Source organism: Rhodococcus sp. NPDC003348 (assembly GCF_053589375.1).
The window spans coordinates 1-12,268 of record NZ_JBSFRT010000061.1; the positions used below are offsets into that span (position 1 = coordinate 1).

Below are 12,268 nucleotides of genomic sequence, written 5' to 3' on the forward strand. Positions count from 1 at the left end.
ATTCCGGGCCTGTTCGCGGCCGGTCGCTGCACGTCCGGCGTCTGCGCCGGTGGCTACGCGAGCGGCGCCTCCCTCGGTGACGGCAGCTTCTTCGGACGCCGCGCCGGACAGAGCGCGACCGACGCCTGACGCCTGCGCGAGATCCACGTGCCGCCCACGACCGTTGTCGGTCGCGGGCGGCACGCAAGGCGATGGGGTTGTCAGCCGGACACAGACGTCGGGACCGAGTCGGGATAGACCTGTTCGAACCATCCGCGCTGAGCGGCATCGAACGTGCCCAGTTCCATCGCGCGTCTGCCCCACGCCTTGATCAGATCAAGGAAGCTCGTGACGTCGTAGATGTCCTCCTGCCGGGAGAACTTGCCATTCCCGGCATAGGTCAGGATGCTCACGTGCGGTGCAGCCCAGCGAGATCCGTCACCCGGGTCGCTCATCACGTTGTCGCACTTGGCGACGATGACACCGCTCGCCTCGTCGATGACGTGGAAGTGTTCGGGGAAGGCGACCGTGTGCGAGCCGGGGAACTGGACCAGGCTGGGCTCGGCCCAACCCCAGATGCCCTCCTTGCCCTCGAGGACCCCCGCCATCTGCTCGTGATACACGACGTCGTCGGTGAACAGCTCGAGAAAGTCCCGCCAGCTCCCCTCACCCGAACCGGCCCGATTCACCGTCGTGAGCCACGTCTGGAATGCCGACTCGAGTTCGTTTCTGCTCCATGCATTTTCGCTCATGAAGCATGTTACGCACCGGGCCGCGCACGAAAATTCACTCCCTCCCGCTCATCGGGAGGCCGCCCGGTCGGGCGGCCTCACAGCCGGGGATCGACCGGCTCGGACTCCAACGCGAGGACAGCGAACACCGCCTGGTGGATCCGCCACAGCGGATCTTTCTTCACCAGCCGGTCGACGGCTTCGAGGCCGAGTGCGTACTCGCGCAGGGCCATCGACTGCTTGTGACCGAGACTCCGGTTCCGGAGTCGTTCGAGGTTCTCCGGCTCGGTGTAGTGCGGCCCGTAGATCAGCCGCAGGTATTCCCGGCCCCGCACCTTCACGCCCGGCTGCACCCGCGATCCGGGCACCAGGTTGGCGAACGGCTTGACCACCATTCCCTCACCGCCCGCCGCGGTCAGCTCCTCCCACCAGGCGACACCGGCCGCCTCGGACTCCGGAGAGATGGTGTCGACGATGATCCGGCGGGTCGTCCGGAACAGGTTCGGCGCCGCCTCGGCCAGGCGGTCCGCGACTGCGAGGTGCCAGCCGTGGTCGCGGTCGGCGTATCCGGTTCCTTCGGTGGCCAGCAGCTGGAACGGGGCGATCTGCACGCCGTCGAGCCCGTCGGTCGGCCAGACGTAGCGCCGGTACGCGTCGACGTACTGCGCCACGTCGTCCGCGCGCCCGTTGACACTCGACTGCAGCGCGGCCACGTCGAGGCCGCGGGACGCTGCCGTCGCCAGCACCTGCGCCCGCGCCACCAGGTCCGTGCGGGCCGCCGCACCCACCGCCGCGTACTGCGACCGCAGCAGGCCTTCCGACTTCGCCGACCACGGCAGCAGCTCCGCGTCGAGTAGCAGCCAGTCGGTGCCGAGTTCGTCCCACAGTCCGGCCGCGGTGACGGCGTCGGCGATCATCTCGACCAGTCGCTGGGTCCGCTCCGGGGCGAACATGCGCCTGCCCGTTCGAGTGTGCACCATCCCGGACAGTCCGTCCCCCACCCCGAACCGCTCGGCGGCGACCCCGGCGTCACGGCACACGAGCGCGACGGCGCGCGAACCCATGTGCTTCTCCTCGCAGATCACCCTGTCCACCTTCGCCTTTCGATAAGCGGCGAAGGCCTCGGCCGGATGTTCGAGCAGGCCCGGCAGCGACGAGGTCGCACACGGCGCCATCGTCGGAGGCAGGTACATCAGCCACTGCGGCGCCGCCGCCCAGCGGCTCATCACCTCGAGCGCACCCGCCGCGTTCTCCGGGCGCACCGAGACGCGTCCGCGCAGCGACGTCTCCACTCCCCCGACTCCCAGGATATCCGCGATGTCGAGAGCCTGCGGATCACTGTCGGCGACATGCAACGGCCGGATCGGCGGATACCATTCGCGCTGCGCGGGAACCGAAACCACCTCGCGTTCCGGGTAGCGCAGCGCGGTGAGCGCACCACCGAAGACGCAGCCGGTGTCCAGGCACGCGGTGTTGTTGACCCACCGCACGTCGGGCACCGGCGTGTGCCCGTAGAGCACCATCGCGTCCCCGCGATACTCCTCCGCCCACGGGTAGCGCACGGGCAGCCCGAATTCGTCCGTCTCGCCGGTGGTCTCGCCGTAGAGGGCGAAGCTGCGCACCCGGCCCGACGCCCGGTTGTGGTATTCCTCCTTGAGCCCGGCGTGGGCCACCACGAGCCGTCCCTCGTCCAGTACGAGGTGCGCGACCAGCCCATCGCAGAACTCCGCGACCCGGCGGCGGAACTCCTCGGTCTCGTTCCCGAGCTGCTCGAGGGTCCGGTCGAGTCCGTGGGTGGCGGAGACCTTACGTCCACGCAGCGCCTTGACCAGTTTGTTCTCGTGGTTGCCGGGAAGGGCCAGTGCATGACCGGCGGCGACCATGCCCATCACCAGGCGCAGCACGCCCGGCGCGTCGGGACCGCGGTCGACGTAGTCGCCGAGGAACAGTGCCGTCCGCCCCTCCGGTGGGCGCGCATCCACCGGCCGACCCGACTCGTCCCGGACGATCTCGTATCCCATTGTCGTCAGCAGGGTTTGGAGTTCACCGAGGCAGCCGTGGATGTCGCCGACGACGTCGAACGGGCCCCGCAGGTCGCGGCGGTCGCTCCGGAGCGGTCGCCGAACGATTCGCGCCCGGTCCACCGCGTCGACACCGTCGAGCACGTGGACGACCTGGAAGCCCTCGCGGGAGAGCCCGCGCAGGGACCGGGTGAGTTGCTGGTGCTGACGGCGCAGGACGGCCCGGTCGAATGCGCGCTCTCCTCGTGCGGCGTTGCGCTCCGCGCACACCGGCTCCGGCACGTTCAGCACGATCGCGACTGCCAGCAGATCCTGCGAGCGGGCCAGCTCGACCAGCGCGCGACGGGCCGCCGGCTGGACGCTCGTCGCGTCGACGACGGTCAGCTTCCCCGCGCGCAGCCGCTTGGCCGCGATGAACTCGAGCACCTCGAACGCGTCGGCCGTCGCCGCCTGCGAGTTGGGGTCGTCGCTGACGAGACCCCGGCAGTGATCGCTCGAGATCACCTCGTAGGGGCCGAAGTGCCGTGCCGCGAACGTCGACTTGCCGGATCCGCTGATCCCGACGAGGACAACCAGCGACGGCTCCGGTATCTCGAGGTCGCTCCGCTCCGGTATCTCCAGATCGCTCATTTACGCCTCCTCCCTTCGCGTGAAGACCGCCATCTGGGTCGGCGCGCCGTGCGCGGTGTCGGGGTCGCCGATCCCGGTGAAGCGGACCTCGTAGCCGTGCGTGTCCGTGATCTCGGCGGCCCAGGTCTCGAATTGCGTTCGGGTGAACTCGAACCGGTGATCCGGATGGCGGAAGCCGCCGGGTTCGAGGTTCGGGTAGAGCGCGTTGTACTCGGCGTTGGGGGTGGTCACCAGCACGAACCGCGGCCGCATGTCGGCGAAGACCGACCGGACGAGCGCGGGCAGGCGGTCCTCGTCGACGTGCTCGACGACCTCCATCAGCACGGCCGCGTCGAAACCGCGCAGCCGCGCGTCCCGGTAGGTGGCCGACGACTGCAGCACCGAGATCCGCGCCCGCTGCCGGTCGGGCAGATCGTCGAGTCCGAGACGCCGTTCGGCCCTGCGCAGCGCCGCGTCTCCGACGTCGACACCGACGATCTCGGTGAACGCCGGCCGGGCGAGCAGCTCCCGCAGCAGCTTTCCCTCGCCGCAGCCGACGTCGACCACTCGGGACGCACCCAGGTCCTCGAGCGTCGTCAGCACCGCCTCCTGGCGCAGCTGCGCCAGACTCGCGCTCGGCACCCGCGGTTCACTGACCGGGGTCTCGCCCCCGTCGGCGAGGCGGTCGGTCACCGATGCCACCAGCTCACGCCGGTGCGCCAGATAGCGGGCGGCGATCAGCTCGTGCTCGGGGTGGTCGGCGAGCCATTCGCCCGCCACCCGCACCAGCTTGTCGGCCTCGGCCTCGCCGACCCAGTAGTGCTTGACGTCGTCGAGCACCGGCAGCAGGACGTACAGATGCCGCAGCGCCTCGGACACCGGGAGCGTGCCCTCCAACATCAGGCTCACGTAGTCCGAGTCGCCCCACCGCGGGATCGTCTCGTCCAGCGGCACCGGCGTCGCCGTGACCGCCCAGCCGAGCGGCCCGAACAGCCGGGCGGGCAGGTCGGCGCCACCGCGCGCCGGCGTCACCGGAACCGTGATCGTCAGCGCTACCGGCGAGAGCGGAAGCTCCGGGCGGGAGTTCAGCGTCCCGGCGACGGCCGACTTGAACACCCTCGAGATCGCGACCGCAAGCATCGAGGACGCCGCATAGGGCCGGTCGTTGATGTACTGCCCCAGCGCGAATCCGTCGGTACCGCCGCGGAACGAGCCCCGCGGAGGCACGGCCGGATCGATGTCGAGGAGCAGCGCAACGGTGCACCGCGACGCGGACACCTCCGGGTACAGCACGGTCGCGGTGCCCACCGACAACTCGAAGGTCTGGACCCGATCGGGATGCTTGTGCAGGAGGTGGCCGAGATCCGAGGCGTCCGGGAACTCGGCGGTCGCCGTTGCGGTCAGTGTGAAGTGCACCGATCGGACATTACGGGCGGGGTGCCGCTTCCGCGACGCAATTACCGCGTCGCGCGCCTCGTGTCCGATCGGGAACCGGACGGCGGGGAGACCGGCCGTCAGGCCTGCTGGGCCGCCTTCTCCGCGGCCTGTGCCTGCGCGACCTGCTGCGGGGTGAAGCGGATGAACAGGGCCGCGATGCCCGCGATGGCCGCGCACACGGCGCTGCCGACCAGCGCGAAGGTGTAGCCGTTGCCGAGGGCGACGATCTGATCCGCGGTCATCTCCGACACCGAGCCCTTCACGCCGCCGAGCGAGAGGGTCCGTGAGGTGGCCATCGCGCCGACCACCGCGAGCGCGAGCGGCCCGCCGAGGGTCTGCGCGACCTGGGCGATCGCGGCGAGCGGTCCGATCTCGTGCGAACCGACACCGGCGATCGCGCACAGCGGCAGCGGCACCACGGCGAGGCCGACACCGAACCCGATGCCGATGACGGGCACGAACAGGTTGGCCCAGTACGTCGCGGACCCGTCGAGCGTCGACCCGTACAGCAGACCGACGACCATGATCACGGCACCGGCGACGACGAGCCAGCGCGGCTGGATCCGCACGATCAGCTTCGATGCAATCGCGGCGGCGGCGCCGAGGCCGAAGGCGAACGGGATGAACGCCATGCCCGCGCGCAGCGGACTGTAGCCGAGGATGTCCTGCACGAACAGGGCCACGTAGGCGGCGACGCAGAACATCACCGCGCCGGCGAAGAAGATCGCGACGAACGTGGCGACCCGGTTGCGGTCCCGGAAGAGCGAGAAGGGCAGCAGCGGGTTGTCCGCCCGGCGTTCGACGAACAGGAACGCCACCAGCAACACGATGCCCGCGATCGCGGTCCCGATCACCGCGGCGCTGGTCCAGCCCAACTCGGGGCCCTCGCTCATCGCGAACACGATCCCGGTGCAGCCCAGGGTGGCGAGCACCGCGCCGGGGACGTCGAGTGGGAGACGTTCGCTCGCCGTCTCCCGCAGCGCGGTGAACGCGCACGCCACGATCAGCAGGCCGATCGGCACGTTGATCAGGAAGATCAGTCGCCACGACACCTCGGTCAGCGCGCCGCCGATGATCAGTCCGGCGATCGACCCGATGCCGGTCATCGCCGCGAAGATCGCGATCGCCTGGTTGCGAGCCGGGCCTGCGGCGAATGTGGTCGCGACGAGCGCGAGCGCGGTCGGTGACGCCACCGCCGCGCCTGCGCCCTGCAGGAACCGCGCCAGCACCAGCGTGATCTCGTTGAACGCGAGCCCGCACGCCAGCGAGGCGACGGTGAACACCGCCACACCGGCGATGAACATCTTCTTGCGCCCGAACGCGTCCCCGAGCCGGCCACCGAGCAGCATCAGACCTCCGAACGCCAGCGCGTACGAGGTGAGCACCCAGTTGCGGCCGCTGTCGGACAGGCCGAGATCCTGCTGCAGCGGCGCCAACGCCAGGTTCGCGACCGTGCCGTCAAGCACGACCATCATCTGCAGGCCGCTGAGCACGACGATCGCGAGCCCGATCACGCTGGTCGCGGCCGCCTTCCCGGGCGACACGACGGCGGCTTCGGAGGCACGAGAGTCAGACACGGGATTCCACGTTACCGATCGTTTACCGAGAAGCCGGCGACCGGACCGACGACGATGATCGCCGGAGGCCGGATCCCCTCTTCCCGAACCCGCGCCGCGACGGTCGCCAGATCCGCCCGCAGCTCGCGCTGGGACCGGGTGGTGCCCTCCTGGATCACGGTCACCGGAGTCTCGGCGGGACGACCACCCTCGACGAGCACGGCGGCGAACTTCTCGATCCGCTCGACGCCCATCAGGATCACGATGGTGCCCCGCAGCTTCGCGAGCGCCGACCAGTCGGTCAGCGAGTCCGGATGGTCGGGTGCGACGTGCCCGCTGACGACGACGAACTCGTGGGTGACGCCGCGGTGGGTGACCGGGATGCCTGCCGCGGACGGGACCGAGATAGCGCTGGTGATACCGGGGACGACGGTGACCGGGACCCCGGCCGCCGCGCACGCCTCGAGTTCCTCGTAGCCGCGGCCGAACACGTACGGGTCGCCGCCCTTGAGGCGGACCACGAACTTGCCTGCCTTCGCGTTCTCGATCAGCGCGGTGTTGATCGCCTCCTGCGCCATCGCGCGGCCGTACGGGATCTTCGCGGCGTCGATCACCTCGACCTGCGGTCCCAGCTCGGCGAGCAGTTCCGGTGGGGCCAGGCGGTCGGCAACGACGACGTCGGCGCGCGCCAGCAGCCTCCGGCCGCGGACGGTGATCAGATCCGGGTCGCCGGGGCCGCCGCCGACCAGAGCGACGCCGGGCGCGTGCGGCTCGTCGTCGATCAGGGTGCCTGCCTGCAGCGCCTCGACGATCGCCGTGCGGACCGCGGCAGAACGCCGGTGCGCGCCGCCGGCGAGCACACCGACCTCGAGACCGTCGAACGAGGCGCTGGCCGGGGTGACGGCGGTGCCCTCGCGGGCGTTGTCGGCTCGGACGCAGAAGATGCGGCGACGCTCTGCCTCGGCGACGATCGCGGCGTTGGTGTCCGGTTCGTCGGTGCAGGCGATCGCATACCAGGCGCCGTCGAGGTCGCCGTCGAGGTAGTCGCGCAGGTCGGCGGTGATCTGCCCGCCGGTGATCATGCCCTCGACGGCGGGGGTGACGGCGCGGGCGATGACGTGCACCTTCGCGCCGGAGGCGACGAGCAGGCCGAGGCGGCGCTGGGCCACGGTGCCGCCACCGACCACGACCACCTTGCGGCCGGTCAGATTCAGACCGACGAGGTAGTTCGTCTCGTCTGCTGCCACTGCACTTCTCCTTTGTGCGCTTCGCGCCTGTGGGTTCTTGTGGCCCCTGTGCGGACCAGCAGGACTCACAGGAGCGGGTTATCAAACAGTACGGGCGAGCGCGACGGTGACGCCATCGCGGGCACGCTTGCGTATGAGCAGGTCGCCGCCGCCGGAGCCGAGCACCGCGGCCGCCTCCGCGACGCTGGGGGTGCCGACCTCCGCGGCGACCCGATCGGACGGGGTGGGCACCGAGACCGCGGACAGTTCGTCGGCGGTGAAGCCGAGGACCGGGACACCGAGTTCCGCGGCGGCGGTCGCCACGGAGGACTCGGCCGCCTTGCGGTCGAGCGTCGCCAGCGCGTGCAGCTCGGCGGGATCGTCGACGATGTCGCTGATCGCGTCCAGCACCGTCTCCGGCCCGATCCCGTCACGCAGGCCGACTCCGACCACCAGGTCACCCATTCGCCAACTCGAACTCTCGTGCGGCAGAGACGAATCGACGGATCGCGTCCGGATGCGCCGCCGGGTGGGTGTGCAGATACGACGCGTGCACTCCCCCGCCGACGAAGCCCTCTCGGCTCGCGGCCCCGCCCGCGCGCCACCCCCATGCCGGCGCCCAGCCCTCGGCGGACTGCGCGGCGAGCGCGGTGCGGTGGAACTCGTGCCCGACGACCCGTTCCCCGGCCTCGAACAGCACCGACGACTCCAACGACACCGCATCCCGGTAGCCGAGCGTGAGCCTCGACCCGAAACCGGCCTCGACGTCGATCACCCGCGACATCGGGTGTCCGTCGAGCGCACGGGTCAGGTACAGCAGGCCCGCGCACTCGGCGTGGATCGGCATTCCGCGGCGGGCCGCCTCCCGCACCGCGGTCAGCAGCGCGGTGTTCGCCGCGAGCGCGGCCGCGTGTTCCTCCGGGAATCCGCCGGGCAGCACCAGCGCCGACGTCCCGGCAGGCAACGCGTCGCGGGCCGGATCGAACAGCTGCACCCGGGCACCGGCCGCCTCCAGCAGTTCGCGGTGTTCGGCGTACCCGAACGTGAACGCGGCGCCACCGGCGACCGCGACCACCGGTCCGCCCGCGACGGGCGACCCGACCTCCGCTTCCGGGTCCCAGGCCGGAGCGGTCACCGTCGCCGACGCCAACGCCCGCACGCCCTCCAGGTCGACGTGCCGGGCGATCAGCGCGGTCATCGCGTCCACCGCGGCGGTCGCGGCGCCGCCGTGCTCGACGGCGGTGACCAGCCCCAGGTGACGGGACGGCACCGCCAGCTCGGCGAGCCGCGGCACCACGCCGAGGACCGGGACACCGACCCTCTCGCACGCCTGCCGCAGCACCTGCTCGTGCCGGGGGCTGCCGACCCGGTTCAGGATCACCCCGCCGATCCGCACCGCGCGGTCGAACGTGGCGAACCCGTGCAGCACCGCGGCCAGGGACTGGCTGTGCCCGCGGGCGTCGACCACGAGGACCACCGGCGCTCCGAGCAGGCCGGCGACCTGCGCGGTGGACCCCTCAGCGGCACCTTCCGGGGCGGGGTCGGCGATCTTGCCGTCGAACAGGCCCATCACGCCCTCGACGACGGCGATGTCGCAGCCCGCGCTGCCGTGGCGGTAGAGCGGCCCGATCCGATCGGCACCGACGAGTACCGGGTCCAGGTTGCGTCCGACCCGGCCTGCGGCGAGACCGTGGTAGCCGGGGTCGATGTAGTCCGGGCCCACCTTGAACGGCGCCACCCGATCCCCCACCGCCCTCAGAGCGCCGATCAAACCCGTTGCGATGGTGGTCTTTCCGCTGCCCGACGCCGGCGCGGCGATGACGACGGCAGGCGCAACCGGCTCCGTCACCACTCGATGCCCCGCTGCCCCTTGCGGCCTGCGTCCATCGGGTGCTTGACCTTCGTCATCTCGGTGACCAGGTCGGCGGCGTCGATCAGTGCCTGCGGCGCGTCCCGGCCCGTGATGACGACGTGCTGGGCGCCGGGCCGGTTGACCAGTACGTCGACCACCTCGTCCACGTCGATCCAGCCCCACTTGAGCGGGTAGGTGAACTCGTCGAGGACGTAGAACTTGTGTTCCTCGGCCGCGATTCGGCGCGCCACCTCTCGCCAACCGTCCAGCGCCACGCGGGCATGATCCTCGTCGTCACCCTTCTTGCGGGTCCACGACCAGCCGTCACCCATCTTGTTCCACTGCACCGGCCCACCGACCCCGGTGCTCTCGTGCAGGTCACCGAGGGCACGGAACGCGGCCTCCTCTCCGACCTTCCACTTCGCGGACTTGACGAACTGGAACACGGCGACGTCGAAACCCTGATTCCAGGCGCGCAGCGCCATCCCGAACGCGGCGGTGGACTTGCCCTTACCGGGGCCGGTGTGCACGGCCAGGACCGGGGCGTTGCGGCGCTGCCGAGTGGTCAGGCCGTCGTCGGGAATGTTCTCGGGGACACCCTTTGGCATACGGAATCTCCTCTACTGGAAGCGAAGTCGGGTCAGTCTGCGGCCCGGGTGGGTGGTGGGATCAGGCGGCTGCACGGGTGGGTGGCGGGATCAGGCGGCTGCACGGACGACGCCGGCGACCTGTTCCGCGGACAGTTCGGCGAGCCGGATGCAGGCGCCGCGCAACGCCGTCGCGAGTTCCGCGGCCAGCCCGAGGCGCACCATCCCGGATTCGCAGTCGACGACCACCGCGGCAACCGACACGTCCGCGAGCAACCCGGCCGCGACCTTCGCCCGCCGCACCGGATCGGCGCCGCCGGTGGCGCGGCCGTCGGTCAGCGCGACGACCATCGCGCGGCGCTGCGGGTCACGCACCCGCTCCCGCAGCACCACCTCACGGGCTTTCAGGAAGCCCTGCGCGAGTGGGGTTCTCCCACCCGTCCGCAGCGCGTGCAGGCGGCGCACCGCGACGTCGACCGAGGAGGTCGGCGGCAACACGAGTTCCGCGCTCGCGCCGCGAACCGTGATCACCGCGACCTTGTCCCGCCGCTGGTAGGCGTCGCGCAGCAGCGACACCACCGCACCGGTGACCGCGGACAGCCGGTCCCGCGCGGCCATCGAACCGGACGCGTCGACGACGAACACGATCAGGTTGCCCTCGCGTCCTTCCTTGAGCGCACCGCGGATGTCGCCGGGCGCCAACAGCATCCGGCCGTCCCGGCGGCCACGGGCCACCTGGTGCTCGGCTGCGGCGAACAGGGTGCCGACCAGGTGCAGGCCCCGCCCGGGTTCGGTGGTGGCGCGCACGGTGCGACCGCGCGGTGACCGCGACCGCGAACGCCGGCCCGGGGCGCCCTCGCCGACTCCGGGGACGGTGAGCAGCCGAGTCCGGAACTGCGCGGACGGCGCCCCCACCGGGCGTTCGCCGGCCGTGCCGGGGCCGGGCGGGGCCGGGGCATCGGCCTGCGACGGGTCGGACGGGGCGGGGTCACCGCCATCGGACTCGGGCTGCGGGGCGCCGCCGCCGGGACCGTCCGGGTCCGGGTCGGGTTCGGGATCGGGTTGCTGCCGGGCCTGCTCGTCGGCGTCACGCATCGCATCGTCGAGCTGCTGCGGGTCCAGGCCCGGTTCGTCGAACGGGTCGCGGCGACGACGGTGCGGCAGCGTCAGTTCGGCGGCGACCCGCACATCCTGCTCGGCGACCTCGGTCGCGCCGCGCCAGGCGGCGTGCGCGGTGGCGGTGCGCGCCAGGACCAGGTCGGCGCGCATGCCGTCCACGTCGAAGGACGCGCACAGGGCCGCGATGCGGCGCAGTTCGGTGTCGGGCAGTGCGACCTCGGCCAGCGCGCCGCGTGCGGCGGCGATCCGGCCGGCGGTGTCTGCGTCGGCGGCGGCGTACCGGGCGGCGAACCCGGCCGGGTCGGCCTCGAAGTCGAGTCGGCGACGGATCACCTGCATGCGGACGTCGACGTCGCGGGAGGCGGCGACGTCCACGGCCAGACCGAACCGGTCCAGCAGCTGCGGGCGCAGCTCCCCTTCCTCCGGGTTCATGGTGCCGACCAGCACGAACTTCGCCGGATGGGAGTGCGAGACGCCGTCGCGTTCGACATGGACACGGCCCATCGCGGCGGCGTCGAGCAGCACGTCGACGAGGTGGTCGTGGAGGAGGTTCACCTCGTCGACGTAGAGCACGCCGTCGTGCGCGGCGGCCAGCAACCCGGGCTGGAACGCCCGCTCGCCGTCGCGCAGCACCTTCTCCAGGTCGAGGGACCCGACGACCCGGTCCTCCGTCGCACCGACCGGAAGCTCCACCAGGCGGGCAGGGGTGCCGGAGGACGTCGGGGGCAGCAGTGCGGCGAGGGCGCGGACCACCGTGGACTTGGCGGTGCCCTTCTCGCCGCGGACCAGCACGCCACCGATGCCGGGATGGACCGCGCACAGGGTCAACGCCAGGCGCAGCTGGTCCTGGCCGACGATCGCACTGAACGGGAAGCCCGGCTCGGCAGCCGAACCCTGTTGCGGCACGGCGGCCGAATCATGTTGCGCCACGGCGACACTCCCCTCACTCCCCGGTCTCCACGCCGGGGGTCGGACGAAAGGTTCCGCCGCCGCGGCGATCTGACTTCGGACGCGCTCATGGGCCTGCGTCCGTCACAGTGGCGGGACCGTGCCTGATTCACACAGGACTTCCCCGCGGCGGAGAACATCGATGTTCGGTGCCGACTCTATCCGGTGAGACGACACCGGCCGCCACCTGGCCCGGGCGGGCA

Annotated in this window: 9 protein-coding genes and 1 riboswitch; all 9 genes read right to left on the bottom strand. The window is 71.5% G+C overall.

Features of this window, described 5'->3' with window-relative positions; genetic code table 11:
- Nucleotides 1-200: 200 nt before the first annotated feature.
- The gene (locus ACWDU4_RS26395) at nt 201-731 is read right to left on the bottom strand and encodes a nuclear transport factor 2 family protein (protein WP_450116913.1); all 531 of its coding nucleotides are present in this window, start codon (nt 729-731) and stop codon (nt 201-203) included.
- 77 nt (nt 732-808) lie between these two features.
- A complete protein-coding gene (locus tag ACWDU4_RS26400) occupies nt 809-3,361 on the bottom strand; it encodes a polynucleotide kinase-phosphatase (protein ID WP_450116914.1) in 2,553 nt (850 codons plus the stop codon).
- Nucleotides 3,362-4,756 carry a 3' terminal RNA ribose 2'-O-methyltransferase Hen1 gene (locus ACWDU4_RS26405; protein WP_450116915.1) on the bottom strand — a complete coding sequence of 465 codons (1,395 nt, stop codon included), beginning with the start codon at nt 4,754-4,756 and terminating at the stop codon, nt 3,362-3,364. It abuts the gene before it with no gap.
- A 98-nt stretch (nt 4,757-4,854) separates the two neighbouring features.
- On the bottom strand, nt 4,855-6,354 hold the full coding sequence (locus ACWDU4_RS26410) for an MFS transporter (protein ID WP_450116916.1): 1,500 nt from the start codon (nt 6,352-6,354) through the stop codon (nt 4,855-4,857).
- A gap of 11 nt (nt 6,355-6,365) precedes the next feature.
- Nucleotides 6,366-7,580, bottom strand: coding sequence for a uroporphyrinogen-III C-methyltransferase (gene cobA, locus ACWDU4_RS26415; RefSeq protein WP_450116917.1), 1,215 nt, complete (start codon nt 7,578-7,580; stop codon nt 6,366-6,368).
- 81 nt (nt 7,581-7,661) lie between these two features.
- Entirely contained in the window at nt 7,662-8,024 is a 363-nt protein-coding gene (locus ACWDU4_RS26420) for a cobalamin biosynthesis protein (RefSeq protein ID WP_450116918.1), read from the bottom strand.
- A complete protein-coding gene (locus ACWDU4_RS26425) occupies nt 8,017-9,411 on the bottom strand; it encodes a cobyrinate a,c-diamide synthase (RefSeq protein WP_450116919.1) in 1,395 nt (464 codons plus the stop codon). The genes ACWDU4_RS26420 and ACWDU4_RS26425 overlap by 8 nt, the downstream gene beginning before the upstream one ends.
- A complete protein-coding gene (gene cobO / locus ACWDU4_RS26430; protein ID WP_450116920.1) occupies nt 9,405-10,019 on the bottom strand; it encodes a cob(I)yrinic acid a,c-diamide adenosyltransferase in 615 nt (204 codons plus the stop codon). The genes ACWDU4_RS26425 and cobO overlap by 7 nt, the downstream gene beginning before the upstream one ends.
- A 90-nt stretch (nt 10,020-10,109) precedes the next feature.
- Nucleotides 10,110-12,047: a VWA domain-containing protein gene (locus tag ACWDU4_RS26435; protein ID WP_450116921.1), complete on the bottom strand. Its 1,938-nt coding sequence runs from the start codon at nt 12,045-12,047 to the stop codon at nt 10,110-10,112.
- An 8-nt stretch (nt 12,048-12,055) separates the two neighbouring features.
- Nucleotides 12,056-12,217, bottom strand: a riboswitch (adenosylcobalamin (AdoCbl) riboswitch).
- Nucleotides 12,218-12,268: the final 51 nt, after the last annotated feature.

Bases quoted from the DNA above. Each gene is read 5' to 3' on its own strand.
- ACWDU4_RS26395 (WP_450116913.1), bottom strand. From the start codon at position 731: ATGAGCGAAAATGCATGGAGCAGAAACGAACTCGAGTCGGCATTCCAG.
- ACWDU4_RS26400 (WP_450116914.1), bottom strand. From the start codon at position 3,361: ATGAGCGATCTGGAGATACCGGAGCGGAGCGACCTCGAGATACCGGAG.
- ACWDU4_RS26420 (WP_450116918.1), bottom strand. From the start codon at position 8,024: ATGGGTGACCTGGTGGTCGGAGTCGGCCTGCGTGACGGGATCGGGCCG.
- cobO (WP_450116920.1), bottom strand. From the start codon at position 10,019: ATGCCAAAGGGTGTCCCCGAGAACATTCCCGACGACGGCCTGACCACT.